Annotated in this window: 25 protein-coding genes, 3 tRNA genes and 1 other annotated feature; of the genes, 7 read left to right on the forward strand and 21 right to left on the reverse strand. The window is 41.6% G+C overall.

Annotated elements, in window-relative coordinates:
- Positions 1-71: 71 nt before the first annotated feature.
- The 12 genes from J5A60_RS06505 to J5A60_RS06560 form a co-directional block, all read right to left on the reverse strand.
- Positions 72-148: transfer RNA gene (locus J5A60_RS06505), tRNA-Lys, on the reverse strand.
- 25 nt (positions 149-173) lie between these two features.
- A tRNA-Lys gene (locus tag J5A60_RS06510) sits at positions 174-249 on the reverse strand.
- 24 nt (positions 250-273) lie between these two features.
- Positions 274-349 (reverse strand) — tRNA-Lys (locus J5A60_RS06515).
- A gap of 197 nt (positions 350-546) precedes the next feature.
- Complete coding sequence (gene pal / locus J5A60_RS06520; RefSeq protein ID WP_006718991.1) at positions 547-999, reverse strand: peptidoglycan-associated lipoprotein Pal; 453 nt, start codon at positions 997-999, stop codon at positions 547-549.
- A 14-nt stretch (positions 1,000-1,013) separates the two neighbouring features.
- Positions 1,014-2,294 carry a Tol-Pal system beta propeller repeat protein TolB gene (gene tolB / locus J5A60_RS06525; RefSeq protein WP_212509846.1) on the reverse strand — a complete coding sequence of 427 codons (1,281 nt, stop codon included), beginning with the start codon at positions 2,292-2,294 and terminating at the stop codon, positions 1,014-1,016.
- A 33-nt stretch (positions 2,295-2,327) separates the two neighbouring features.
- Positions 2,328-3,443 carry a cell envelope integrity protein TolA gene (tolA, locus tag J5A60_RS06530; RefSeq protein WP_212509847.1) on the reverse strand — a complete coding sequence of 372 codons (1,116 nt, stop codon included), beginning with the start codon at positions 3,441-3,443 and terminating at the stop codon, positions 2,328-2,330.
- 17 nt (positions 3,444-3,460) lie between these two features.
- Complete coding sequence (gene tolR / locus J5A60_RS06535) at positions 3,461-3,883, reverse strand: colicin uptake protein TolR (protein WP_006718996.1); 423 nt, start codon at positions 3,881-3,883, stop codon at positions 3,461-3,463.
- 85 nt (positions 3,884-3,968) lie between these two features.
- Complete coding sequence (gene tolQ, locus J5A60_RS06540) at positions 3,969-4,658, reverse strand: protein TolQ (RefSeq protein ID WP_006718998.1); 690 nt, start codon at positions 4,656-4,658, stop codon at positions 3,969-3,971.
- Between the two features lie 29 nt (positions 4,659-4,687).
- A complete protein-coding gene (ybgC, locus tag J5A60_RS06545) occupies positions 4,688-5,092 on the reverse strand; it encodes a tol-pal system-associated acyl-CoA thioesterase (protein WP_006718999.1) in 405 nt (134 codons plus the stop codon).
- 114 nt (positions 5,093-5,206) lie between these two features.
- Positions 5,207-5,494, reverse strand: coding sequence for a cyd operon protein YbgE (ybgE, locus tag J5A60_RS06550; RefSeq protein ID WP_006719001.1), 288 nt, complete (start codon positions 5,492-5,494; stop codon positions 5,207-5,209).
- Positions 5,495-5,607: 113 nt separating this feature from the next.
- Positions 5,608-6,747 (reverse strand): cytochrome d ubiquinol oxidase subunit II, encoded by a 1,140-nt coding sequence (gene cydB / locus J5A60_RS06555; RefSeq protein WP_212509848.1) that lies wholly within the window; start codon positions 6,745-6,747, stop codon positions 5,608-5,610.
- Positions 6,748-6,761: 14 nt separating this feature from the next.
- Entirely contained in the window at positions 6,762-8,327 is a 1,566-nt protein-coding gene (locus J5A60_RS06560) for a cytochrome ubiquinol oxidase subunit I (protein ID WP_212509849.1), read from the reverse strand.
- Between the two features lie 444 nt (positions 8,328-8,771).
- Between J5A60_RS06560 and J5A60_RS06565 the strand changes: the two genes are divergently transcribed.
- The gene (locus J5A60_RS06565; protein ID WP_109860032.1) at positions 8,772-9,095 is read left to right on the forward strand and encodes a DUF5339 domain-containing protein; all 324 of its coding nucleotides are present in this window, start codon (positions 8,772-8,774) and stop codon (positions 9,093-9,095) included.
- Between the two features lie 51 nt (positions 9,096-9,146).
- Here J5A60_RS06565 and ruvB read toward each other — a convergent pair whose 3' ends face one another.
- From ruvB to aspS, 8 genes are all read right to left on the reverse strand, one after another.
- The gene (gene ruvB, locus J5A60_RS06570) at positions 9,147-10,160 is read right to left on the reverse strand and encodes a Holliday junction branch migration DNA helicase RuvB (RefSeq protein ID WP_212509850.1); all 1,014 of its coding nucleotides are present in this window, start codon (positions 10,158-10,160) and stop codon (positions 9,147-9,149) included.
- Between the two features lie 15 nt (positions 10,161-10,175).
- The gene (gene ruvA / locus J5A60_RS06575) at positions 10,176-10,790 is read right to left on the reverse strand and encodes a Holliday junction branch migration protein RuvA (RefSeq protein WP_048749051.1); all 615 of its coding nucleotides are present in this window, start codon (positions 10,788-10,790) and stop codon (positions 10,176-10,178) included.
- Between the two features lie 63 nt (positions 10,791-10,853).
- Entirely contained in the window at positions 10,854-11,426 is a 573-nt protein-coding gene (ruvC, locus tag J5A60_RS06580) for a crossover junction endodeoxyribonuclease RuvC (RefSeq protein WP_212509851.1), read from the reverse strand.
- 57 nt (positions 11,427-11,483) lie between these two features.
- The gene (locus J5A60_RS06585) at positions 11,484-11,909 is read right to left on the reverse strand and encodes a hypothetical protein (RefSeq protein WP_212509852.1); all 426 of its coding nucleotides are present in this window, start codon (positions 11,907-11,909) and stop codon (positions 11,484-11,486) included.
- A gap of 9 nt (positions 11,910-11,918) precedes the next feature.
- Entirely contained in the window at positions 11,919-12,659 is a 741-nt protein-coding gene (locus J5A60_RS06590) for a YebC/PmpR family DNA-binding transcriptional regulator (protein ID WP_212509853.1), read from the reverse strand.
- Positions 12,660-12,671: 12 nt separating this feature from the next.
- Positions 12,672-13,118 carry a dihydroneopterin triphosphate diphosphatase gene (nudB, locus tag J5A60_RS06595; protein ID WP_212509854.1) on the reverse strand — a complete coding sequence of 149 codons (447 nt, stop codon included), beginning with the start codon at positions 13,116-13,118 and terminating at the stop codon, positions 12,672-12,674.
- 111 nt (positions 13,119-13,229) lie between these two features.
- Positions 13,230-14,498 carry an NRAMP family divalent metal transporter gene (locus tag J5A60_RS06600; protein WP_212509855.1) on the reverse strand — a complete coding sequence of 423 codons (1,269 nt, stop codon included), beginning with the start codon at positions 14,496-14,498 and terminating at the stop codon, positions 13,230-13,232.
- Positions 14,499-14,769: 271 nt separating this feature from the next.
- Entirely contained in the window at positions 14,770-16,536 is a 1,767-nt protein-coding gene (aspS, locus tag J5A60_RS06605; RefSeq protein ID WP_212509856.1) for an aspartate--tRNA ligase, read from the reverse strand.
- A 164-nt stretch (positions 16,537-16,700) separates the two neighbouring features.
- Here aspS and cmoA point away from each other — a divergent pair, with 164 nt between their 5' ends.
- The gene (gene cmoA, locus J5A60_RS06610) at positions 16,701-17,423 is read left to right on the forward strand and encodes a carboxy-S-adenosyl-L-methionine synthase CmoA (RefSeq protein WP_212509857.1); all 723 of its coding nucleotides are present in this window, start codon (positions 16,701-16,703) and stop codon (positions 17,421-17,423) included.
- Between the two features lie 94 nt (positions 17,424-17,517).
- Here the strand turns inward: cmoA and J5A60_RS06615 are convergent, their stop codons facing one another.
- Positions 17,518-20,070: a GDYXXLXY domain-containing protein gene (locus tag J5A60_RS06615; RefSeq protein ID WP_212509858.1), complete on the reverse strand. Its 2,553-nt coding sequence runs from the start codon at positions 20,068-20,070 to the stop codon at positions 17,518-17,520.
- A gap of 299 nt (positions 20,071-20,369) precedes the next feature.
- On the opposite strand from J5A60_RS06615, the gene J5A60_RS06620 reads away from it, so the two are divergent.
- From J5A60_RS06620 to priC, 5 genes are all read left to right on the forward strand, one after another.
- Positions 20,370-22,469, forward strand: a complete 2,100-nt coding sequence (locus tag J5A60_RS06620) for a TonB-dependent receptor domain-containing protein (protein ID WP_212509859.1) — start codon at positions 20,370-20,372, stop codon at positions 22,467-22,469.
- A 151-nt stretch (positions 22,470-22,620) separates the two neighbouring features.
- Positions 22,621-23,028: a lactoylglutathione lyase gene (gene gloA / locus J5A60_RS06625; RefSeq protein ID WP_048749033.1), complete on the forward strand. Its 408-nt coding sequence runs from the start codon at positions 22,621-22,623 to the stop codon at positions 23,026-23,028.
- Between the two features lie 87 nt (positions 23,029-23,115).
- Complete coding sequence (gene rnt, locus J5A60_RS06630; protein WP_109860021.1) at positions 23,116-23,769, forward strand: ribonuclease T; 654 nt, start codon at positions 23,116-23,118, stop codon at positions 23,767-23,769.
- 127 nt (positions 23,770-23,896) lie between these two features.
- Positions 23,897-24,025 (forward strand) — a sequence feature (His leader region).
- A gap of 102 nt (positions 24,026-24,127) precedes the next feature.
- Complete coding sequence (locus J5A60_RS06635; RefSeq protein ID WP_109432053.1) at positions 24,128-25,477, forward strand: Na+/H+ antiporter family protein; 1,350 nt, start codon at positions 24,128-24,130, stop codon at positions 25,475-25,477.
- A 62-nt stretch (positions 25,478-25,539) separates the two neighbouring features.
- Positions 25,540-26,106 (forward strand): primosomal replication protein PriC, encoded by a 567-nt coding sequence (gene priC / locus J5A60_RS06640; RefSeq protein ID WP_212510756.1) that lies wholly within the window; start codon positions 25,540-25,542, stop codon positions 26,104-26,106.
- Positions 26,107-26,153 lie beyond the last annotated feature (47 nt).

The raw sequence follows: 26,153 nt of genomic DNA on the forward strand, positions 1-26,153 counted from the left end.
AAATAAAAAAGATGTCGTATCTGAACATTAATTCAGAATTATAAATTTATATGATGCACAAAGAGTTTCAATGGTGGGTCGTATAGGATTCGAACCTATGACCAATGGATTAAGAGTCCACTGCTCTACCAGACTAAGCTAACGACCCATGTTTGGGAAATACAGCTTTAAATTGGTGGGTCGTGAAGGATTCGAACCTTCGACCAACGGATTAAAAGTCCGCTGCTCTACCGACTGAGCTAACGACCCTCGAGAAAGGGGTATTTTATTGATTGGTGGGTCGTGAAGGATTCGAACCTTCGACCAACGGATTAAAAGTCCGCTGCTCTACCGACTGAGCTAACGACCCAACGACGAGGGCTTATAATACTGATTTTATTTCAAGAATCAATAAAAAATTTTGTTTTTTTATTTATTCGCTTGAATATGCATCAAAATAAAAGCAATCAAATATGCGTAATTCTAACTAAAAAGCAGAATCGTACACCACAGTAAAAAATAAAAAACCGGGTATTAACCCGGCTTTTTATTTGAAATAGCAAAAAATTAGTATGCTAACACAGCGCGACGGTTTTTCGCGTAAGCTGCTTCGTCATGACCTAATACTGCTGGTTTCTCTTCACCGTAAGAAACGGTAGAGATTTGACCTGCTTGTACACCTTTAGCAGTTAAGAAACTTTGTACTGCGTGAGCACGACGTTCACCTAATGCCATGTTGTATTCCGGAGTACCGCGTTCGTCAGTATTACCTTCAATACGTACATTAGTTGCTGGAGTTGCATTTAAGTATGCAGCGTGAGCATCTAAGATTTGAGCATATTCACCTTCAACATTGTATTTGTCGAAACCGAAATATACAGTGTTGTAGCGTTGTTGTAAGTCTTGAACAGAGTAACCACCAAAAGTTTGGCCGTTTGCGCTTTCATTTTTTGATGATCCACAAGCAGCTAATACAGCTACTGAACCAGCAACTAACAATGCTTTAGTAAATTTATTCATTGATTTCTCCTTGTTTATTTAGTTAAGTATGGTGACCAAGCTGGAAATTTAACTTGTCCATCATTCCCTGGTAAACGTGCCTTAAAGCGTCCGTCTGTGGACACTAATTGTAGCACCTTTCCCAAGCCTTGGGTAGAGCTATAAATAATCATAATACCATTTGGTGAAATACTCGGACTTTCATCTAAGAAAGTTGAACTTAGTACCTCAGAACCACCTGAAACCAAATCTTGTTTCACAATGTTATTACTTCCATCGATCATTACTAACGTACTACCATCTGAGCTGATTTGACCACTACCACGTCCACCAACAAGAGATACTCCACCACCGGATGCACTCATGCGATAAACTTGCGGAGAGCCGCCTCTATCGGATGTGAACACGATTGACTGCCCATCAGGCGACCAAGAAGGTTCAGTGTTATTACCTGAGCCACTGGTTAACTGAGAAACCTGTCCACTACCCAAATTTATTACATAAATATTCAATACGCCGTCTTTTGAAGAGGCAAATGCTAATCTTGAGCCATCTGGCGAGAAGGCCGGAGCTCCGTTGTGTCCTGGGAATGAAGCAATCACTTTACGTGCCATTGAACCAAGATCTTGCAGAATAATTTGCGCTTTTTTATTTTCAAAAGAAACATACGCTAATTTTTTGCCATCCGGAGACCATGCCGGAGACATAAAAGGCTGAGAGCTCTTATTAATAATAAATTGGTTAAAACCATCATAGTCGGCTACGCGGACCTCATAAGGTTGTGATCCACCATTTTTTTGCACGACATAAGCAATACGAGTCCGAAATGCGCCACGAATCCCTGTTAGTTTCTCAAAGGTTTCATCACTCACAGTATGCGCCCCGTAACGAACCCATTTTTGAGTTACCGTATATTGGTTTTGAGACAAAATTGAACCAGCACTACCCATGGTATCGACTAATTGGTAAGCAATATCAAACCCACCATTAGATGGAGTTACTTGTCCAACAATTACTGCCTCAATACCCAATGCAGACCATGCACTAGGGTTAACTTCTGCAGCTGTAGTCGGCTGCTGAGGCATTTTACTGACAGAAAGTGGATTAAATTTTCCACTATTACGTAAGTCTGATGCAATGATATCTGCAATATCTGCCGGCGCACTGCCTGGACCATTCCACTTAAACGGAACAACAGCAATAGGTCGCGCAGAATCCATAACCTCATCAATAACGATGCGAACCTCTGCACGAGCTAGTGAAGTCAATCCTAATAGCATAATAAATAAGCTAAATACTTGAATAACTCTTTTCATTTTTTCTCCTATTGTTCAAAGTGCGGTGAAAAATTACCGCACTTTTCTTGGGTCAAACCCAAGAGTAAAGCTCTTAAACATTTCATACTCTTCCGGAGTAGGTGCTCTACGCATTTTTTTAGCTTGCTCAATCGCATTTAATGCAGCTGCACACAAATCATTAGGCCCGGATTTTTTCTCATACGATAAAATAGTTCCATCACTGGCAATTTCCATCTTAATATCGCAAACTTTACCTATAAAGCGTGTATCTCCACGGAAATAAGGTTTTATCGAAGAGTAAACAACGCCCGCATATGCAGAACCTGTTTTACCGCCATCACCAGCCCCCATTGATGCTCCGGCACCTTGACTACCTTGCTTATTCGCATTTCCACCTTTGATTGCACTTCCGCCACCAAGATCACCGCCATTAAAGAAATCATCTAATGCATTTTGATCAGCCTTACGCTTCGCTGCGTCTGCTTTTGCCTTGGCATCAGCTTTCGCTTTCGCCTCGGCTTTCGCTTTAGCATCTGCTTCTGCCTTAGCCTTGGCTTTAGCCTCCGCTTCAGCTTTTGCTTTAGCTTCGGCATCCGCTTTTGCCTTCGCTTCAGCCTCTGCTTTCGCTTTAGCTTCTTGTTTTGCTTTTTCTACTGCTGCGGCTTTTGCTTTCGCCTCTTCTTCCGCTTGTTTAGCTGCAGCGGCTAAGCGCTTAGCTTCCGCATCAGCTTTCAATTTAGCGGCTTCTGCGGCTTGTTTGGCTTTTGCTTCTTCTGCTTCTTTTTGTTTCTCTAATGCCTCTAAACGAGCTTTTTCCTCTTGCTGTTTCTTTTGCTCAGCAAGTTGTTTTTGTTTTTCTTGCTCTTTTTTCTTCTCGAGCTCTTGTTGACGTTGCTGTTCTTCTTGTTTTTTATCTTCCAATTCTTGTTTCTTTTGTTTGTCCGCTTGGCCTTTTTTCTGCTGCTGAATTCGTCCCCATTCCTGAGCCGCAGAACCGGTATCCACCATCACAGCACCAATCACTTCGCCATCCTCACCTTCACCACCACCCATAATATCAATATTGTGGTACAAAGAACTGAGGATAAGCAAACCAAACAAAATCAAGTGCATTATGACCGAAATCACAACTGCATCAACATCACCTTTTTGTCGCTTTTTCTGCACAATGGTTACCTATCTCATTAAATTGGATTTGTCATTAACCCAACTGACTTAATTCCGGCGAGATGAAGCAAATTAAGTGCTTTAATCACTTCTTCATAAGGTACGTCTTTCGCGCCACCAACTAAGAACATTGTATTGTTATCTTTATCAAACTCTTGTTTAGATAACTGGGTAACCATATCTTCAGTTAAATTTTCCGTACGATTTCCTCCAATTGAAATCGCATATTGACCAACACCGGAAACTTCTAAAATAACCGGTGTTCTGTCTTCTGCAGACACGTTTTGGCTTTGCACAGCATCCGGCAATTCAACCTCTACGCTCTGGCTAATGATTGGCGCAGTAGCCATAAAAATCAAAACCAATACTAAAAGCACGTCCAAAAACGGAACAATATTGATTTCAGATTTGATATCGCGGCGCTGACGACGATAAGACATATCAACCTTCTAAACTTATAATCGAAAAAACATCTAAAATAGTGACCGCACTTTTAACACAAAGTGCGGCTGAAAATATGATTAATTAACTATGGTGATTTTTACCGAAAACCTGGCGATGCAAGATCGTCGTAAATTCATCAATAAAATTACCATAATTTTGTTCAAGTTTATTCACGCGTAAACTTAAACGGTTATAAGCCATTACCGCCGGAATTGCCGCAAATAAGCCGATTGCTGTCGCAATTAGCGCTTCCGCAATCCCCGGCGCAACCATTTGTAATGTAGCTTGTTTTGCACCACTCAAGGACATGAAAGCGTGCATGATTCCCCAAACCGTACCAAAAAGACCGATATATGGGCTAATGGATGCTACGGTTGCCAAGAACGGAACACGAGTTTCAATATCTTCAATTTCACGATTCATAGATAAATTCATGGCACGGGTACTACCTTTAATAATCGCTTCCGGTGCATCTGGGTTTGCTTGTTTTAAACGAGTAAACTCTTTAAAACCAACATAAAAAATCTGTTCGCTCCCAGTTAAACCATCACGACGATTAGATAATCCTTCATATAATTTATTTAAATCTTCACCGGACCAAAAACGGTCTTCAAATGCCATAGATTCTTTTAATGCCTTCGTTAATACTCGGCTACGTTGAATAATAATCGCCCAAGAAATAATAGAAAAACTCACTAAAATGAGAATTACTAATTGAACCACAATACTGGCTTTTAAAAAGAGATCTAAAAAGTTTAATTCTGAGGTCATTGGATACTCCGAAAACAACTCACTAATAGTTAATTGACTAGTGTTGCCTTGATTTGCGATGGAATTGCCACCGGTTTCATTTTACCAAGATCAACATAGGCTACCTTTACAGTAGCCCGACATAACGTTAATTCATTCCGTTTAATAATTTGAGAGAAAATAATTGACGCGCCTTTTATTTCTGTGACAAGCGTTTCTATTTGTAGCAAGTCATCTAATTTTGCCGGAAAACAGTAATCAATATTCATTGATTTAACGACAAAAGCCCCTTTATTTTCTGCTAACAATTCTTGTTGGGAAAAATTAAATGTTCTTAAATATTCTGTCCTTGCCCGCTCAAAAAAATGTAAATAGCGTGCATGATAAACCACACCACCTGCATCTGTATCTTCGTAATAAACTCGAGCAGAATAATGAAAAACGTTCTGTTCCAACTTTTCTTCCCCATTTAATGAAATTTAGAAAGCAGGAGGTCGGTTATTTTAGAGTGCCGCAAAATGATTAGCAAGCTTGAAATTACACTTATTAAAAAAATTAACTCGTTGATTCTAAGTTAATAGATTATGCAACAAACTTATGATTGCTGCGAGATAACCAATCCATGGCATGAAAATCAGACGCCATAGCGTTGCTCTGATCTCAAAGCCTAAACCATGAATCCATAAAATCCCAACGCTCCAGATCAAAATAAAAACATAATAAAATTCGACCGCTCTTAATTGCGTTGAAAATTGATTAATATTAAAAAAGAAAAACGCCGTTAAAGTCAGCGCTAAAATAAATGAAAGGGTTCGTAATGAACCCTTATTTACTAATTGATACAATGAATTAATCATTCAATTACTCGTCAAATTTATCTGAACGTTCTTTGTTCATTGTAATCTTTGCACTCACGCCTACAGCGAATAAAACGCCTACGACCCAAATTGCATATAACATATTATTCTCCCTAGTATAATGAGTTTTTGTTCTCTTCAACAAAGCTTTCATCCAAACGACCAAACATTTTGTAGTATGACCAAATAGTGTAAAGCAATGAGATGGTGACGAATACTAATGCAAGGTAGAACATTAAGGTTAATGTTAATTCACTTGAAGTCGCATCCCACATTAACAAGCTTTGTGCAGGGTGGGTACTTGAAGGCATTACAAATGGGAACATTGATACTGCCGCAGTAATAATCACACCAGCCATTGTTAATACAGAGAAGAAGAAGGCAAAACCACAACGATTTGCTTTAGATGCAATCACATTCAATAATGCGCCCACAACAGCCAATGCTGGGAATGCCCACAAAGCAGGAGTCTCATTGAAGTTCTTAAACCATGCACCGACTTCAACAGCCACCTCTTTACCTACTGCAGGTGAAGATGGCGCAAAGTGATCTAACACGCTAGTAACAACATAACCTTCTTTGAAAGAAAGCCACACGCCCGCAAGTACAAAAGTAATTAATGTCACTAATGCACCGATTTGTGTAATTGCTCTTGCACGATCACGCAATGCTGCCGTGGTTTTCATTTGTAACCAGTTCGCACCGTGAGTCACTAACATTGCAAGACTTAACACACCACAAAGTAATGCAAATGGGTTTAATAATGCAAAGAAAGAACCTGTGTAAGTTGCTTGTGAAAGCTCATTTAATTCGAATGGTACACCTTGTAATAAATTACCAAATGCTACACCGAATACTAATGCAGGTACAAAACCACCGGCAAACAAGCCCCAATCCCACACAGCACGCCATGTTGGATTATCAATTTTTGCACGATATTCAAAACCGATTGGACGGAAGAATAACGCGGCTAACACGAGGAATAAGGCAATATAGAATCCTGAAAACGCTACAGAATAAACAATCGGCCATGCCGCGAAGATTGCACCACCAGCAGTTAATAACCAAACTTGGTTACCATCCCAGTGTGGAGCAATAGAGTTAATCATAATACGTCTTTCTACTTCTTTCTTACCTGCTACGGGTAAAAGTGCGGTCACGCCCATATCGAATCCATCTGTTACAGAGAAACCGATAAGCAATACAACAACTAGCACCCACCAAATAATACGTAGAATTTCATAATCAAGCATAATCCATCTCCTGCTTATTTAGATGATTGCTCAAAATAGTATTTGCCGGTTTTCAATGCACTTGGACCTAAACGTGCATATTTAAACATCAAATACATTTCCGCAATAATGAAGAAGAAGTAAAGTACACAAATTAAACCGATAGAGAACCATAAGTCACCTACACTCAAGTTAGAGGCAGACACACCTACCGGTAATACTTCATAAATCGCCCATGGTTGACGACCAAATTCAGCTAAGAACCAACCAAATTCAATCGCTAAGATTGGCAATGGGATACCCCAAAGCAATGCTTTAAGTAATAAGCGAGAAGAAGTGACTTTATTACGTAAATTCTGAACAAATGCACCGAAGGTCAATAAAATAATTAAGCCACCTGCCGCTAACATACCACGGAATGCCCAGAAGTTAGGACCTACGTTTGGAATAGTATCACGAGCCGCTTGTTTAATTTGTTCATCTGTTGCATCAACAACTTTATCTGTGTAACGTTTTAATAATAAACCAAAACCTAAATCGCCTTTTACTTCATCAAATTTTGCTTTAGTTTCTGGATTTACGTGACCTGCTGATTTTTTCTCTGCTTTTAATTGTGTGAATAAATCGTAAGCAACCATACCGTTACGAACACGACCTTCATTTTTCGCTTGAATCTCTTTCAAACCAACAATTTCAGTGTCTAAAGAACGCGTTGCAATTAAACCACCTAAATATGGGATTTCAACCGCAAAATCATTTTTCATTTCTGCAGTATTTGGAATCGCAACTGGATGGAATGGCGCCGGTGCAGGATGAGTTTCAAACTCAGCTTCCATTGCAGCTAATTTCACAGGTTGTGCTTTACCGATGTCGTAACCTGATTCATCACCCATAATTAATACCGCTGATGCAGCGATAAAACCAAAAGTTGCCGCCACAGAGAATGAACGTTTAGCGAAACCAATATCACGACCTTTTAATAAATAGAATGCACTGATTCCTAATACAAACATTGCACCAGTTGAATAACCTGCCGTTAACGTGTGTAAGAATTTACTTTGAGCAACCGGGTTTAACCAAAGATCTAGGAAACTGGTCATCTCCATACGAACAGTTTCAAAGTTAAATTCTGCCGCTACCGGATGTTGCATCCAACCATTCGCGACTAAAATCCACATCGCAGAAAGGTTTGAACCAAAGGCTACGCAGTAAGTTGCGAGTAAGTGTTTACCTTTAGTTAAACGATCCCAACCGAAAAAGAATAGCCCCACGAAAGTGGATTCTAAGAAGAATGCAAGTAATGCTTCGATCGCCAATGGCGCACCAAAAATATCACCCACATAATGAGAATAGTAAGACCAGTTTGTACCAAATTGGAATTCCATAATGATACCGGTCGTTACGCCTAGGGCAAAGTTAATACCAAATAACTTACCCCAAAATTTTGTCATATCTTTATATACTTCTTTACCCGTTGCGACATAGATTGTTTCCATGATGACAAGCACGAAAGACAATCCAAGTGTCAGCGGTACAAAAATGAAGTGATACAGCGCGGTTAAAGCAAACTGTAATCTTGAGAGTTCAACAACGTCTAACATCTCGGCTCCTTGTAAAAGCTACAAGTTTTTAAATTCTATGATTACTTCGTAATCACCCCACAAACTCAAAATATCTTTTGAATTTTTCATGTAAGATTATCTTTATAATGACCGCTAGTTGCAGTTTTTTAAGTCGATTATTACACAGATAACCCAAATGAGTGACACATTCTACTACTAAACATAGGGATAAAGAATAGTAGAAATGTTGCCTAGCTCACATTTTTCGAACTAAATCAACAATAACTAAAAATAAGCATTTCAAGCAAAATTGATCTGCATCAAATTATATGTTTTCTAAACAAACTTGCAACATTTATCAAATCAAAATTCGCCAGATCACAAATTTAGAAAGAAATTCTGGACTTTTAACCAATATTTTGATAGTTTCCCTGCCAGTTTATTCATATTAGTTTTTACTTGAATGGTTCAAGGGTATTTCAAATGGCAACAAAAACAACACGAATTTTGACCGCACTTTGCATGGCTACCGCCGTGATGAGTTTTTCAAATGTAGTAAATGCCGCTGAAAATAGCGCGAAGAAATCATCAGAAATGCCACAGCAATGCAAGGATTTATTCAACGAAACTGAAGACCTGATTGCTGAAGCAGAAAAACAACCGGGCACACATACTCAAGTAAATAAGATTCGAAGCAAACTCAATCAGAGCAAACAGCAAATTCTTGAAATGGAATTGGCAACACAAATCAAAAGTTGCGATGTAGCATTAGCGAAACTCAACAGCATGAAACAACAGCAACAATAATCACAAGATAAAAATAAAAGGCTTATTGAAAATCAATAAGCCTTTTATTTTTTAGTCTTCTCGGGAAAGTTTTTCAATGCCAAAATGGCGATAAGTCGTTGAGGTCGCCATTCTTCCTCGCGGTGTTCGTTGTAAGAACCCCTGCTGAATTAAATAAGGCTCCAACACATCTTCAATGGTATCCCGCTCCTCTCCGATGGCTGCCGCTAAATTGTCTAATCCCACCGGACCACCATCAAAACGCTCTAAAACAGCCGTCAGCAACTTTCTATCCAAATAATCAAAACCGGCATCATCAATATCCAACATAGACAGCGCCGCTTTCGCAATCGCTTCGGTAATCACACCGTTATTACGCACATCAGCATAATCTCGCACTCGACGTAATAAGCGATTCGCAATCCGCGGTGTTCCGCGAGAACGGCGAGCAATCTCATAGGCTGCCGAATCATCAATTTTAAGCTGCAAACAGACCGCACTTCTTGACACAATAGACGTTAAATCCGGCACGGAATAAAACTCTAGACGTTGCACAATGCCAAAACGATCACGTAATGGGGAGGTTAAAGAACCCGCTCGAGTCGTCGCACCGATAAGCGTAAAAGGCGGTAAATCCAATTTAATGGAACGGGCAGCCGGACCTTCACCAATCATGATGTCCAACTGATAATCTTCCATTGCCGGATACAATACTTCTTCAATAGCAGGGGAAAGGCGATGAATTTCATCAATAAACAACACATCATGAGGTTCAAGATTCGTCAGCATTGCGGCTAAATCACCCGCTTTTTCTAAAACCGGACCGGATGTCGTGCGAATATTTACCCCCATCTCGTTGGCGACAATATTAGCCAGTGTGGTTTTTCCTAATCCCGGCGGGCCAAAAATCAATAAATGATCCAATGCATCCTGACGTAATTGTGCCGCTTTGATGAAAATTTCCATTTGTTCGCAAACTTGTGGTTGCCCCACATAATCCGCCAGCAATTTTGGGCGAATGGCACGATCAATGACATCTTCGTCTAATTTTGCCGTAGCACTGATAATTCTGTCTGCTTCAATCATCTTGTCTATCTCAAATTACAATGCGGCTTTTAAAGCTTCACGAATTAACTGTTCACTGGAAAGCTCCGGTTTAGAGACTTTTTTCACCATTTTCTCTGCATCAACCGGCTTATAACCCAAAGCGATCAATGCTGCCACAGCCTCATTAGAAGGCTCGGCGGTTACAACGGTTTCCATGCTAAAACTTGGCAAATGATCCGCTTGCATAAAGAAGTCGTTATTTTTTACGCCTTTAAATTTGCCTTTGAGTTCAACTAAGAGCCTTTCAGCCGTTTTTTTACCAACACCAGGAATCTTCACTAATTTTGACAATTCTTCTCGTTCAATGGCATAAGCAAACTCATCCACCGACATAGCAGATAAAATCGCCAACGCCAATTTAGGCCCAACACCATTAGTTTTAATCAATTCACGAAATAAAGTGCGGTCCGTTTTTTGCGCAAATCCAAAGAGTAAATGAGCATCTTCACGAACGACCAAATGGGTAAATAAGCTGGTTTGTTTGCCCACTTCCGGCAGATGATAAAAACTTGTCATCGGCAACAACAATTCATAGCCGACACCTTGCACATCCAACAAAATTTCCGGCGGCTGTTTTTCCATTAAAATACCGGTGAGATGACCAATCATAGCAATTCTCGTTAACTGTAAAAAATTGTGCGTAGCATAAAATAAAACTGGATAAATATCCAGTTAAATTTTTAAACGGAAACGGCCTCGACTATATCGCGTGCGTAAAAGTGCGGTCAATTTTTCCTGCGTTTCGTTTTGACCCACGGCATCTGCCACATGGAAAGAGTGTTGTATGGAATGAGCATGCGTAATGGCGATCGCTAAAGCATCCGCCGCATCGGCTTGTGGCTTATTGGAAAGTTTCAGAATTCGGGTCACCATCTCTTGCACCTGAACCTTATCTGCCGAACCAATACCGACCACGGTTTGTTTGACTAAACGCGCGGCATATTCAAACACCGGCAAATCATGATTCACCGCTGCAACAATCGCCGTGCCACGCGCCTGACCAAGTTTCAACGCCGAATCCGCATTTTTCGCCATAAACACTTGTTCAATCGCAAACATATCCGGTTGAAATTGCGTGATGATTTCCGTCACACCGGCATAAATACGTTTTAAACGGGTTGGCAAATCATCTACTTGAGTGCGAATGGCGCCACTGCCAAGGTATTCCAACTGTCGTCCGTTTTGTCGGATAACACCATAACCTGTCACGCGAGAACCGGGATCAATGCCTAAAATAATTGTCATAATCAGGTATAAAACAAACGGCTAGAAGACCTAGCCGTTTTTATTTGAAGTGAAAGTTTATTGATTTGCTTTTGCGGTCGCTTTCGCGTTCACATCACAGTTTTTCACAATAATCTTGTCGGATTTTTTGCCTTTTTGCAAAAGATTTACCGGCACGACAGAATCAAATTTATCCAAGGTTAAACCGCTGTCAACATTCCACACATAGTTGCCGGAAGTAAATGCGGTAAAATCTTTTTGAGCGGCATCACGAGCAAAGTCTTTAGCGATCACTTTATTGCCGACCATCACCATTGCACCAGTAGGTTCTTGACCTTCAAATTGATACACGGCAGTCACGGTTTTCTTGTTGCAAGAATACACTACGGTTTTATCCGTAATGCTAAGCGCAGGTCCTTTATCTTCCATTTTTGCCGTTGTAGTAGAGCAAGCGCTCAAAATAGCAACGGTTGCAACCGCGGATAATACTTTAACAAATTTCATAAATGCTCCTTATAGCATTGCAGCGACTTCATCGCTGATTTCACCGTTGTGATAAACGTTTTGTACGTCATCACAGTCTTCCAACATATCAATTAAACGCAATAGTTTCGGTGCATTTTCCGCATCCAAATCTACGGTTGTTGATGGAATCATTGTCACTTCGGCGCTTTCAATTTTAAAACCTGCAGCTTCAATACCGTCACGCACTGCACCTAAGTCTTCCCAAGCGGTATAAATTTCAAAAGAACCGTCATCTTGTGGTTGAACATCATCTGCGCCCGCTTCGATTGCCGCTTCCATTAACGCATCTTCATCCGCTTGGAGCACTAAAATCAATCCTTTTTTACTGAACAAATAACCAACAGAGCCTTCTGTGCCTAAGTTACCGCCACATTTGGTAAAACTTGGACGAACTTGGGAAATGGTACGGTTGGCGTTATCGCTCAAACATTCCACCATGACAGCCGTACCGCCCGGACCATAACCTTCATAGATTTTGGTTTCCATATTAGTATCATCGCCACCACCGACACCACGCTCAATGGCACGGTTAATGGTATCGCGGGTCATATTATTACTTAAGGCTTTATCTACCGCTGCACGTAAACGCGGGTTAGCACTCACGTCACCACCACCGATTTTTGCTGCGGTCACCAATTCACGAATTAATTTAGTAAAAATTTTGCCACGTTGCGCATCTTGTGCCGCTTTACGGTGTTTAATATTTGCCCACTTACTATGGCCTGCCATGTTGTTTTCCTTCTATTTTGTCAAATCAAATAAATATTTTCTTATCGCTTCTGCGTTATTAGGGGATTTCGTCATTTGAATCGCTTGTGCCGGCGAAACCCATTGAAAAGCGAGATGTTCGGTTAATTCAGGGGTAAATTCCTGCTCCACAGCCAACAAAAACCAGTGCTCTCGGCAGTGGGTAACATTCGGTGCGTATTTATAGCGGAAATGCGGAAAAATTTCAAATGCTACGCTTTCATGACAATCCAAAAGTGCGGTGCTTTTTGACGGCGTTTTTAACCGCACTTCTTCCCAAATTTCACGTACTGCTGCCTCATACGGCGTTTCATTTTCCTCGAGGGAACCGGTTACAGATTGCCAGAAATCCGCATCGTCTCCCCGTTGTAGCATGAGTACTCTGCCGCTCTCTTTGGCATAAATGACAACAAGGACAGATTGGTTGTTTTTGTATTTCAATTGGATATCCACGCAAATAAAAAGTTCGCCATGTATTTTCACGCAAAATAACGTAAAAAAGAACCGCACTTTAAAGAAACCTTTAAAGTGCGGTCGTTTTTAGAGAAATTTTTAGCCTAACCAACCGGCTTGCTGTGCAATAAAGAGTGCGGCAAACGCGGTTAAATAAAATAAGCCGATAAAGGACAACCATAATAATCCGCCTTTCACGCTGTGTTTCGCTTTCATGGTTAAGGACAAGTTCAACCATGCAAAGACCGGCGCAGAAACAAAGGAAGCGATCATTGCGAATTTCAACATCGGACCAACGGCGTTATTAAAGTAGAAAATAATCGCCAAACCGGAGGCGGCGGCAAGCACCATGGCAATGTTCAAGGTTCTTACCGAGCTTTCGCGTTTACCAAGTAATAAACGCAAGGACTCAACGTTGGTACGGGAATAACCGTCGATAACGGTAATGGTCGTGCCGAACATACACATGAAAGCGATCACCGCGATCAATAAACGCGCCCATTCACCGATGGTGCTGGCATACATATTGATTAATTGCGCGATATATTTACCGCCCACCATTTCTACAGTTTCAGGTGAACCGAATTGTACCAATGCGCCAAGCGCCAAGAATACAACCGCTAAAATCGCCGTACCAATGTAACCTACGTTGAAGTCAAACAAACCGTCTTGATAAGACACTTTGGTCAAGCGACGTTTTGCCACCACCCACATGGAGTTAATGGCAGAAATTTCAATCGGTGCCGGCATCCAGCCCATTAATGCCACCAAAAATGCCAATTTGCTTAATTCCCACGGGGAAGGCGCAACGAAATCTGCCGGTGCGACACCTTGCATGCCATTACGCATAAACGCAATCACCACGGCACTGACTGTTGTCACGGTTAACGCGATCATGATGATTTTGGATAAGCTGTCTAATAAGCGGTATTTCCCTAACAATAAAATGCCGGTAATCACCACAATCACCAATGAACTCAACACCGGCATTGGCAACGGAATAGGGATAATAAAGGTTAAGATCGCGGCGGTTAATAAGCCCACCGCTGCCGTATTAATCACCGTAGCAAAGACGTTCAACGCAAGGAACAACCACAAATAGAATTGCCCTTTTTGGCGATAACCTTCCAACAAGGTATTGCCGGTATCTAAGGTATATTGCACGCCAAAACGGAAAAACGGGTATTTAAATAAATTAGCGAGTATCACAATGCTCACTAACTCCCAGCCATAAATCGCACCGGCTTGGGTGGAAGCGATAATATGCGAACCACCAACGGCAGCCGATGCCATGACGATGCCCGGACCTAACGCAGCGAATTTAGTCGCCCACGTGGATTTTTCTACTGAATTTGAAACTTCACTCATAAAATTCTCTCTTATAAATTGACCATAAATGCGGGAAAGGACTCATTTATAATAGAATTTCACAACCCAGTAAAGAAAATAAAATTCTATCCAAGAAGAAATAAAAGAATAAAATTTCGATTTATTGAAAATTTTAGTTAATAACTTCAAAACTAAGAAGTAAGGCAAGTTATCACACCAAAAAAGCAATTTATTTTAGTAGATAAAATTTTTTATCTAAAAAAGAAAGTGCGGTCAATTTTGACCGCACTTTATTATCCAAATTTCAACATTACTCAGCTTTTACAACCTGAATGCTCAACTCACCTAATGCCTGCAGATTCGCAAAACTTGGCGCCTCTGTCATTAAACAAGCCGCTGCCGTCGTTTTCGGGAAGGCGATAACATCACGGATATTTTCAGTACCGGTTAAGAGCATGGTTAAGCGGTCTAAACCGAACGCTAAACCTGCGTGTGGCGGTGTGCCGAATTTCAATGCATCCAACAAGAAACCAAATTTCTCGCGTTGTTCTTGTTCGTTGATACCAAGAATGCGGAATACGGTTTGTTGCATTTTCGGATCGAAAATACGCACAGAACCGCCGCCAACCTCGTAACCATTGATCACCATATCGTAAGCATTTGCCACAGCGATTGTTGGATCCGCTTCCAATTGTTCCGGTGTGAAATCACGTGGAGATGTGAATGGGTGGTGCATTGCCGCCAAATTGCCTTCATCATCACGTTCAAACATTGGGAAATCAATGACCCAAAGCGGTTGCCATTCGTCTAAACGGGTTAAGCCGAGATCACGACCCAGTTTCAAACGCAATGCACCCATAGCATCGGTGGTGGTTTGCCATTTGTCTGCGCCGAAGAACAAGATATCGCCGTTTTGTGCTTTTACACGTTCTGCTAACGCTTTCCATACGTCTTCATTTAAGAATTTCGCAATCGGGCTTTGAACGCCTTCAAGGCCGGCATTGATATCATTAACTTTCGCCCAAGCTAAACCTTTCGCACCGTAAATGCCCACAAATTGGGTGTATTCATCAATTTGTTTACGCGTAATTTCGCTGCCATTTGGTACGCGAATGACCGCCACACGACCGTTCGAATCATTGGCCGGGCCTTGGAACACTTTGAAATCCACCTCTTTAACGAGATCTGCCACATCGACTAGTTCAAGCGGGTTACGCAAATCCGGCTTATCGGAACCAAAGCGATTCATCGCTTCATGCCAAGTCATCACCGGGAATTTGCCTAAATCCACACCAATGATGTTTTGCCATAAACCGTGCACCATGCGTTCCATAATCTCACGCACTTCAGGCGCTGTCAGGAAAGAGGTTTCTACATCGATTTGGGTAAATTCCGGTTGACGATCCGCACGCAAATCTTCATCACGGAAACATTTCACGATTTGATAATAACGATCAAAACCGGACATCATGAGTAACTGTTTGAAAAGCTGTGGTGATTGTGGCAATGCATAGAATTTGCCTTTATGCACGCGACTCGGTACTAAATAGTCGCGCGCACCTTCCGGTGTGGCTTTGGTTAGCATTGGCGTTTCAATATCTAAGAAACCATTGTCATCCATGAAACGACGTACAAAACTGGTGATTTTCGCACGTGTTTTCAAACGTTGCGCCATTTCCGGACGGCGTAAATCCAAATAACGGTATTTTAAGCGTTGTTCTTCCGTATTGTTTTGGTTGAAGTCTAACGGCAACACATCGGAAGCGTTGTAAATTTTCAATGCTTTCGCCAATACTTCCACTTCACCGGTTGCCATGTTTTTATTGATTTGGTTATCCGGGCGAGCAATCACTTCACCTTTGATTTGAATACAAAATTCGTTACGCAAACCGGCAGCCGCGGTCAAGGCGTCTTGGTATTTCGGGTCGAAACACACTTGCACGATGCCATCCCGATCGCGCATATCAATAAAGATCAACCCACCTAAATCGCGGCGGCGATGAACCCAACCGCTTAATGTCACTTCCTGACCGATATTTGCGCGGTTTAACGCACCGCAATAATGTGAACGCATCATTTTCTATTCCTTTTTATAATCTGAGTCATTAAAGATAAATTAACCGTGCGATTATACGTAAATTGCCTGGCCTTTTGAATTGGAAAGCGAAATTTATTTGCGCCGTTAAAAACTTTCTCTAAAATAACCGCACTTTTTATTTCAAATCATTGCATCGCAAAAACATGAAAGACACCCTATTCTCTGCGCCTATTGAAAAATTGGGCGATTTTACCTTTGACGAAAGCGTCGCGGAAGTGTTTCCCGACATGATCCAGCGCTCCGTGCCGGGCTATTCCAACATCATCACTGCCATCGGTATGCTTGCCGAACGTTTTGTGACGGCAAACAGCAACATTTATGATTTAGGTTGTTCCCGTGGGGCAGCAACCCTTTCCGCTCGTCGTCATATTAACCAACCGAATGTGAAAATTATCGGGGTAGACAATTCCCAACCGATGGTGGAACGTTGTCGCCAACATGTTTCCGCCTACCACAGTGACATTCCGGTCGAGATTCTCTGTGATGACATTCGCCACATTGAGATCAAAAACGCATCGATGGTGATTTTGAATTTCACCCTGCAATTTCTGCCACCACAAGATCGCGTGGCGTTGTTGGAAAAAATTCATCAAGGATTAAATCCAAACGGCGTATTGGTGCTGTCAGAAAAATTCCGTTTTGAAGACGAACACACCAACGACTTACTGATTGATCTCCACCATCAATTTAAACGCGCCAACGGTTATAGCGAATTAGAGGTGAGCCAAAAACGCACCGCACTTGAAAATGTGATGCGTACAGACAGCATTGAAACCCATAAAGCACGGTTAAAAAATGTCGGTTTTTCTCATGTAGAACTGTGGTTCCAATGCTTTAACTTCGGCTCCATGATTGCGATGAAATAAACGCAAAGCTCAAAACAAAAAGTGCGGTGGATATAAAACGTTTTAAAAATCCACCGCACTTTTTTCTTATCTATCAACGATCTTATTCTTGCTTTTATAACGGTTTTAAATCCTGATCCAGCAAACGGGCAAGCAATAAAATGCCGTCTTTAAAACGATATTCGGCATACTCTGCCTGCGCATAATATTGCCCTTTCCCCTCCGCAAAGAAATATTCTTGGCTTGGCAATGCGGGCGACCAGCCTGTGTTATTAATCGGTAAATACAGGTTTGGTTCGCACCCCGTGAAATCCGTCGGTTTAGTTTTTTCCACGCGACACAAGGTAGCAACGCCCTGCTCATTTTGATGAATTAAGGCATAAACCCATTTAGGTTGTCGTTTGCTCGTTGTCTGCCAAATGTCATTTTCACTGGCTTGCTCGTCATTTAGTTGGTCGGGCTCATCATTAAGTTGCGCTTCAATATCCTGCAAAATGGCGTAATTCAAGGACATGTAATCCCCTTGCATTAACGAACGCGGATCCATCGGCGCAATTTTTAGCACGACCGGTTTGCCGGTCGCCAACACATTCTCAAATTGCCATACCTTATAATTTAATGGCGATAACATCAGTAACGCGATAAGCAGTGCTATCAACGGTTTTCTTTTAGAAACACCGGAAAAATCCACCGCACTTTGTGTCGTCACTTTAGATTTCCGATGCAAGAAAAATACAACAAAGGAAAATAATGCGCCAAAGCATAAGAGTAAAAACGACTTATAAAGCAATGGGATAAAGAGCATATAATAGTAAAGCGCCAAATTCGTGATGAGCGCCAATAAAGCGATAAAAAATAAAGTTCGGCTTGCCGAAACATAGGCAATCAACCACAGGGCAACAAAAAACAAAATAGACGGTTGAGCCACAAAACCAATCGTAAAGAGCGTGAAAACAATGGCAATAAACCACTTTTCCGCCGGCGCAGATTTAAAAAAGAAGCTGATAACCCAATAAACACAGAAAGGTGTAAGACAAACAAAAAACGGCACCCACCATGAAAATGTCAATGTCGCTCGTGAAAAAATGCCATAGGTAATGACGCTGAAAAAGTCTGAGAACGTGTCAATGGACGGTAACTCATCGGCGACCTCGCTGAAATGATGAAACCAAGGAAAGAAGGTTTGGGATGCGGAATAGCTCCAAGAGCCGAGACTAAAAAATAAAAGCCCCCAAGCAAGCGGTGTCACTGCCTCGCTCTGTTGGTGTTTTATCATCCATAAGAACTGCCCTACAAAAACACAAATACAGCACAACATAGAAAGATAAGTCAAAGACAAGGAACCGGATGCAATGTCCTCCAAGTAACTGAGGTGCCACATGCTTAAGATACTCACTACCGTTAAAGTTTGTAGCCAAACTTCTTTACGGACGAAATAAAAAGCACCGACTACACAAGAAAACAACAACGGCACAAAAACCTGCGTCGTTTCGCTAGACTCACCCAAATGATCAAACCATAAATAGCCACCAAGTAAGCCATATCCCATCAAAAAACAAATACCGACCACTAGCGACATTTCATTACTTGCTTGCGGATAAGCACGATGTAATCCCAGTGCGGTAAGCAACATTGCGATTGCCAAAGCAAGCACAGAGGGCAACGGGTCTGATATATCAAGAATAAACGCCGCCCAAATAATGGCGATGACCATACCGATGAGAATGGCAAAAATAAACAGAACAGATAATGCCCAAGGCATTTTCTTATGTTGCGGATAACGGGCTTGATAAAGCTTGTACAGATATTTCATTGCCAAGATCGTCAGCACAAAAATCAACAAACCACTCGAAAAAACGGCATCCGCAGAATTGATATGAGAAAAGAGCAACATGCTAAAAGCAACAATTATCCCCAATGCACTTGCAATTAAATTGGTGAAATCAAAACGATATTGCTTATAAAAATAAAATAATGCGGCAGAAGGCACACTCACGGTCAAGAAATTTAGCACCGTAAACCAACCAAAATCGGTATCAAATATCGCGTCATCGACTATAAAACGAATGCCGAAGAGCTGTATTACCACAAAACCAAGCAAGATTTTGGGTAAGATTCGCCAACGTTCATCATGCAATCGTCGTGTAAAAACCTCACTCAATACCAAGCCAACAGCGTTGAGAAATGCGCCATAAACAGCAGCATAGTCATAACCAGCTATCTGAAGTAAATACAACGTTAAATTTGCCGTAACAATCAGCAATAAGGCAGACGCAACATTAGGCAACAAGAGCAACCATGGAATTTGGCACACCGACCAAATAGCAAATAATTCCCATGTATTCGCGCCTGTTTGATAAGTTTGTCCGACGAGGGCTAAGGTAGCGCCAATCAGCACGGCAATGCAAAAGAAGAACGCAACCGACACGAGTTTTAATTTCTCCGCTGCCAACTGACGACTTTCGCGCATAAAAAAATAACCGCCTGTAATCACGGAAAAAACGAACAACGTTTGCAACCCGTAAATCTTCGTTAAATCGGAAAGATAATCCCAGTTAGCGGCAATGAATGTGACGATGCCGCTACTAAGAAAACCAACCGTTAACAAGAGAAACAATAAATTAAGATAACGTTCCCAAGATAAATTGAATAATCCTGTTCGATTCATATTTTCATTTCCTTTCAATAAGCAGTGAAAAGTTAAAGAATTTTAGTCAATTTTTAGGAGAAAAAGCAAAAGTGCGGTGAGATTTTGCGGTATTTTCCTTCTCACATTCATTTTTTCCTCATACTAATCGTGCTTACGGTTTCCGTCTCTTTTAACAAAAACCACATACATTTTCATCCATAAAATGCCATTAGAAACAATCTAGAATTAATAATAATTATCATTTGCATAAATTAAGCAAATACGTTAAATTGCCACGCTGTAAATTTCACCTTTCATCAACCTTTAGAGGAGCATTTATGCGCAAACATTTTTCATTGCTTCCCCTCGCAATGTTAGTTACCACTGCAGTTTATGCAGAAAATTTAGAGATCATTAACGTGGTGTCTGAAAATACCGGTGCCAAAAGTAAAACCAATGTAATTACAACTGAATCGATTAATCGCAGCACGGAAACTGAATTAAAGGGTTTATTAAAAGACGAACCGGCGATTAACTTCGGTGGTGGTCGCGGAACATCACAATGGTTTACCATTCGCGGGATGGGGCAAGATCAAGTGGATGTAAAAGTGGATGATGCTTATACCGATGCCCAACTCTTCCACCACCAAGGACGTTTCATGTTTGACCCGGCACTATTCAAGAAAGTGAGCGTGCAAAAAGGGACTGGGTCAGCCAGTGCCGGCATTGGTGCAACCAGCGGAGCTATCGTTGCGGAAACCGTGAGCGCAAAAGATCTTCTGAAAGAAGGTCAAGACATTGGTTTTAAGGTAAATGCAGGTGTTAGCTCAAACAAAGGTTGGAGCAAAGGTGCAACCGTTTATTCACGCGCCCAAGCGATGGACGTATTACTTTCCGGCAATTGGGTAAATGAAAGCGACTATAAAAGCGGCCATAATTTCCGTAATTTGGAAGGTGGTACAAAAGTTCAAAACAGTTCATTACATCAACGTGGTTTACTCGCCAAAGTTGGGGTTGATATTACTGAAGATCAACGTATCGAATTAAGCCACCGTCAAGAGCGTCATTACGGCGTTCGCGCACTTCGTGAAGAGTTTGACTTTTCGCAAGATTGGTTAACCGCCAGTGCGCAAAACGGCAATCCACCGACTCTAACAAGAGAACAGCGTGCAAACGGCTATACATTAAGCCAAGAAGGGAATACTTGGTATGTTTTAGATCGTAATGGAAACAAAATTATAAACACTGCCAATAATGCCCCTCGCTATCGCATCACCACAAACGATACTAGCAAGATTGAATGGATCGGAAAAAACATGGGCTTTATTAGCAATGCTAAGGCTAATGTATGGCGTAGTGTGATTAGCCGTGAAGAGCCGAGCGAACATTCCAGAACCCGTTTAATTGCTAATGGCGCAAACGTAAACTTGGATTCTCCCATCGGTGAATCTCACTTAATCAAATACGGTATTAACTACCGCGATCAAGAAGGTAAGCCTAACTCACTCACCGTTCAAAACGGCGTCCAAATGAAGACCCAAAAGAAACGTGATGTGGGTATTTATACGGAAGGTATCTGGGGCTTAGGCGCATTCACCTTAACCACCGGCTTACGTTATGATCATTTCTCATTCCGTGCAATGGATGGATCAAAATCCAGTAAAGGAAACCTAAACCCAAGTGTCGGCTTAATTTATGAAGTGACCAATGATTTAAGTTTAAATACCAGCTTAAACTACGCTACCCGAAGTCCTCGTTTCTTTGAAGTCATGCTTTCTTCAGGATCGACTCGAGGAAAAACAGCAGTGTATTCCATTGCCAATAACATTAAACCGGAAAGATCGCGCAACGCTGAAGTGGGTTTCAACTATAAATTAGCTGACAGCCTTTCTTTGAACGGAAGTTATTTCTGGCAAACGATCCAAGATACGCACGCCTTTACGCAAATCAGACCAGGTTATTATGAAATCCAAAATGCAGGCAAATTAAGAAATCATGGTTATGAATTAGGTGCAGCCTATAAATACGAAGGCTTAACCTTGCGCGCCGGCGTGGCTTACAGTAAACCGGAATTAAACGGCAGAACCGTGGATAGCACTGTAACCGCCATTCCGATCGGTCGTACTTGGACTACAGGTGTGTCTTACCACTTCGAACAACCTGACGTTGAAATCGGTTGGAAAGGCCGTTTTGTACAACATACCAGCTACGATTCCACCACCCAAAACCGTGGCGGCGGTGCAACTACCACAAAACGTCCGGGCTATGGCGTGAACGATTTCTATGTGACTTGGAAACCGGTTAAAAACGTAAACATTAACTTAGCGTTAAACAATGCGTTCAACAAATACTATCGCAGCCACAGCCAACGCGCAGGCGTATCCACCTTGCCTGAGCCGGGTCGTGACGTTCGTTTAAGTGTAAACTACACGTTCTAAACCTGAAAAGTGCGGTAAGATTTTACTGCGTTTTTTAAATTCATTTTGAAGGATTAAGTTCAATCGAGCTTAATCCTTTTTATTTTCCAAAGAAAACGCCATGATTCTGTGGCATAATTAGTGCGATTTTATTTATTTGATGGAGAATATCATGCGAATTTTACATACCATGTTGCGCGTAGGCGATTTACAACGTTCTATTCAGTTTTATCAAGATGTGTTGGGCATGCGTCTATTGCGCACCAGTGAAAACCCTGAATACAAATATTCTCTGGCTTTTTTAGGTTACGATGATGAAGACCGCGCCTCTGTGTTAGAATTAACTTATAACTGGGGTGTAGAAAAATACGATTTAGGTAACGCTTACGGCCATATCGCCATTGGTGTGGATGATATTTACGCTACTTGCGAAGCGGTTCGTCAAGCCGGTGGTAATGTTACTCGCGAACCGGGCCCTGTAAAAGGTGGCAAAACCGTGATTGCTTTTGTAGAAGATCCGGACGGTTACAAAATTGAATTCATCGAAAACCAAAGCGCACAAGCCGGCTTAGGTAACTAAATTCACCTCTCAAGTGCGGTAGGAAATTCAAAGATTTTTTAACGTGGATTATGAGCGATAATCCACGTTTTATTTTTAGGATAAGCTATGTCTGAAGCCCAAGAAGCAATTAATTACAACTTACTAAAACACCGATTTCGCGGTTATTTACCGGTGGTAATCGATGTAGAAACCGCCGGCTTGAACGCCAAAACCGATGCGCTATTAGAACTGGCAGCCATTACCCTAAAAATGGATGACGCAGGCAATTTAATTCCGGATCAGAAATGCCATTTTCACATTCAACCTTTTGAAGGCGCCAATATAGATCCTGAGTCCATCAAATTTAACGGCATCGACATCGACAACCCATTACGTGGAGCCGTGAGTGAAAATATCGCCATCAGCGAGATGTTTAAAATGGTACGCAAGGCACAAAAGGACGCAGACTGCCAACGTTCAATCATCGTGGCGCATAATGCAGCATTCGATCATGGATTTGTGATGGCTGCGGCACAACGCATGAATGCCAAACGCAACCCTTTCCATCCGTTTTCCACTTTTGACACCGCCACATTAAGCGGTTTTATGTTCGGGCAAACGGTATTAGTTAAAGCCTGCCAAGCGGCAAAAATTCCTTTTGACAACCAACAAGCCCATTCTGCGCTATATGATACGGAACGTACAGCAGAGCTATTTTGTTATATGGTGAATCATTTAAAACATTTGGGCGGATTTCCGCACATCGTGGCGGAAAATTAAAAAACATCAAGAATATCGACCGCACTTTACATTTTTTTTGAAAAAACACTTGCGATAAAAAATATTTTCCAGTAGTTTAAAAAGCAATTCACATAGGAGATTCCCAAATGCGCTTTATTCGTCGTCACCATCATCACCACGTAACTGAATGATCTTTCAGGTATTTGGTGTGCTTGGAAGATGACTTCCGAGCAGGCACGAATAAAACGTTATCCTTTAAAACCCCTCGGAAGTTGACTTTCGAGGGGTTTGTTTTTTTACGTAAAAATAAATTCCTCAGAAATTAGCCGATGATTTTATTAGACAAATTTTATTTCTCTAGTAAATTATCAATCACTTAACTCATAAGGACAAAAAAATGCTAACCAATCCAGTTGTTATTTCCATCGCGGTCTTGCTGATTCTCAGCTTGCTGCGAATTAACGTGGTCGTTGCCTTGGTTATTTCTGCCCTCACAGCAGGTTTAATCGGTGATTTAGGCCTAACAAAAACTATTGAAGCCTTTACCGGCGGCCTCGGCGGCGGTGCTGAAGTGGCAATGAACTACGCCATGCTCGGTGCATTTGCCATTGCCATCTCCAAATCGGGTATCACCGATTTGCTCGCCTATAAAGTGATTACCCGCATGAATAAAACCCCCTCTGCCAATGGGATTGCCATGTTCAAATATGCCTTATTGGGGATTTTGGTCTTGTTCTCGATTTCCTCACAAAACTTGTTACCGGTGCACATTGCGTTTATTCCAATTGTTGTTCCACCGCTACTTGCTGTGTTCAACAAACTAAAAATTGACCGTCGCGCCGTTGCTTGCGTCCTCACTTTCGGTTTAACCGCCACCTATATGTTATTGCCGGTGGGTTTCGGTAAAATCTTTATCGAAAGCATTTTAGTGAAAAATATTAATAATGTCGGTGCATCATTAGGGTTACAAACAACAGTAGGTGAAGTCTCTCTCGCTATGATGATTCCGGTAACCGGGATGATTTTAGGTTTATTGACTGCCGTATTTATCACTTATCGCAAACCGCGTGAATATGCCGTCACCACAGCAGAACCAACAACGCAAGACATTGAGCAACACATTGCTAACATTACACCAAAACAAATCACCGCAAGCCTTGTCGCGATTGTAGCAACCTTCACCACGCAATTAGTGACAAGCTCTACTATCATCGGTGGTTTAGTCGGTTTAGTCATTTTTGCCGTGTTCGGTATCTTCAAGCTCAAAGAAAGCAACGACATTTTCCAACAAGGCTTACGCCTAATGGCCATGATCGGCTTTGTGATGATCGCTGCCTCCGGTTTCGCCAATGTGATTAACACAACTACCGGTGTAACTGACTTAGTGCAAACCTTAGGGCAAGGCTTACAAAGTAAAGGACTTGCAGCGTTCTTAATGTTATTCGTCGGCTTGTTGATCACCATGGGGATCGGTTCTTCCTTCTCTACGGTGCCAATCATCACCTCGATTTACGTACCGCTTTGTTTGTCTTTCGGCTTCTCCCCACTTGCCACCGTGTCTATCGTGGGCGTTGCTGCAGCATTAGGTGATGCGGGCTCACCGGCTTCCGACTCAACCTTAGGGCCGACATCCGGTTTGAATATGGATGGTAAACACGACCACATTTGGGATTCTGTTGTACCCACCTTCATTCACTATAACATTCCGTTGTTAGCCTTCGGTTGGCTTGCAGCAATGACTCTCTAATCCTAAAAGTGCGGTCGGAAAAACACCTAAATTTTCCACCGCACTTTTGCTTTTTTATGTCTATGAACAACATTTCCACTCAACGCCTAAAACAAAGTCTCCAGGATTTCTTCGCGCGTTACGCCACGCAAAAAGAAGAGATTGTTTACGCCAAATTTTCCCCCAATCTGTTTACGGAAAATTGGCAAAAAACGGCATTTTATTTTGAGCAAATAGCGCTCACTCTCGTACAGCTTGAACAGATTGAAAGCAATAACATTGGAGCATGGCAGTTTTACACGCAAAAACTATCCGCACAATGCACCGCACTTTCGGATGCCTTAACGCGTCAACAGCAAAATGCTCAATTCTTTCCCGTTAAAGATAAAGAAGAAAATAAACCGCAAAATAAACGTCAGCATCCCGTACACAGCCTGCCACCGCGCGAACGCTTGGCAAAATATTATGAATATTTAGCGTCTTTTAATGAAAAAATTCAGCATGAGCAAGACAGTTTAAGTGAAGCGCAGAGAGAGGGACTTCCATTTAACCGATTAAAACTGGAACAACTAGAACAACGTCGCGCCCGTTGTTTGGAAGCCATCGAAATGTTAGAGGAATATTTAATTTTCCTCGAAAAGCAGAAATAGTCGCAATAAAAAACCTCGCAAACATCGCGAGGTTTTTTTCATGTTTA

Origin of the sequence: Aggregatibacter sp. oral taxon 513 (genome assembly GCF_018128305.1) — a bacterium.
Lineage (GTDB): Bacteria > Pseudomonadota > Gammaproteobacteria > Enterobacterales > Pasteurellaceae > Aggregatibacter > Aggregatibacter segnis_A.

Bases quoted from the DNA above. Each gene is read 5' to 3' on its own strand.
- ruvC (WP_212509851.1), bottom strand. From the start codon at position 11,426: ATGACAATTATTTTAGGCATTGATCCCGGTTCTCGCGTGACAGGTTAT.
- ruvB (WP_212509850.1), bottom strand. From the start codon at position 10,160: ATGATTGAAGCAGACAGAATTATCAGTGCTACGGCAAAATTAGACGAA.
- rnt (WP_109860021.1), top strand. From the start codon at position 23,116: ATGTCTGAAGCCCAAGAAGCAATTAATTACAACTTACTAAAACACCGA.
- ybgE (WP_006719001.1), bottom strand. From the start codon at position 5,494: ATGATTAATTCATTGTATCAATTAGTAAATAAGGGTTCATTACGAACC.
- J5A60_RS06590 (WP_212509853.1), bottom strand. From the start codon at position 12,659: ATGGCAGGCCATAGTAAGTGGGCAAATATTAAACACCGTAAAGCGGCA.
- J5A60_RS06585 (WP_212509852.1), bottom strand. From the start codon at position 11,909: ATGAAATTTGTTAAAGTATTATCCGCGGTTGCAACCGTTGCTATTTTG.
- cydB (WP_212509848.1), bottom strand. From the start codon at position 6,747: ATGCTTGATTATGAAATTCTACGTATTATTTGGTGGGTGCTAGTTGTT.
- J5A60_RS06560 (WP_212509849.1), bottom strand. From the start codon at position 8,327: ATGTTAGACGTTGTTGAACTCTCAAGATTACAGTTTGCTTTAACCGCG.
- tolR (WP_006718996.1), bottom strand. From the start codon at position 3,883: ATGTCTTATCGTCGTCAGCGCCGCGATATCAAATCTGAAATCAATATT.
- priC (WP_212510756.1), top strand. From the start codon at position 25,540: ATGAACAACATTTCCACTCAACGCCTAAAACAAAGTCTCCAGGATTTC.
- tolB (WP_212509846.1), bottom strand. From the start codon at position 2,294: ATGAAAAGAGTTATTCAAGTATTTAGCTTATTTATTATGCTATTAGGA.
- cmoA (WP_212509857.1), top strand. From the start codon at position 16,701: ATGAAAGACACCCTATTCTCTGCGCCTATTGAAAAATTGGGCGATTTT.
- pal (WP_006718991.1), bottom strand. From the start codon at position 999: ATGAATAAATTTACTAAAGCATTGTTAGTTGCTGGTTCAGTAGCTGTA.
- J5A60_RS06615 (WP_212509858.1), bottom strand. From the start codon at position 20,070: ATGAATCGAACAGGATTATTCAATTTATCTTGGGAACGTTATCTTAAT.
- J5A60_RS06600 (WP_212509855.1), bottom strand. From the start codon at position 14,498: ATGAGTGAAGTTTCAAATTCAGTAGAAAAATCCACGTGGGCGACTAAA.
- J5A60_RS06620 (WP_212509859.1), top strand. From the start codon at position 20,370: ATGCGCAAACATTTTTCATTGCTTCCCCTCGCAATGTTAGTTACCACT.
- aspS (WP_212509856.1), bottom strand. From the start codon at position 16,536: ATGATGCGTTCACATTATTGCGGTGCGTTAAACCGCGCAAATATCGGT.
- tolQ (WP_006718998.1), bottom strand. From the start codon at position 4,658: ATGACCTCAGAATTAAACTTTTTAGATCTCTTTTTAAAAGCCAGTATT.
- J5A60_RS06565 (WP_109860032.1), top strand. From the start codon at position 8,772: ATGGCAACAAAAACAACACGAATTTTGACCGCACTTTGCATGGCTACC.
- gloA (WP_048749033.1), top strand. From the start codon at position 22,621: ATGCGAATTTTACATACCATGTTGCGCGTAGGCGATTTACAACGTTCT.
- J5A60_RS06635 (WP_109432053.1), top strand. From the start codon at position 24,128: ATGCTAACCAATCCAGTTGTTATTTCCATCGCGGTCTTGCTGATTCTC.
- ruvA (WP_048749051.1), bottom strand. From the start codon at position 10,790: ATGATTGGTCATCTCACCGGTATTTTAATGGAAAAACAGCCGCCGGAA.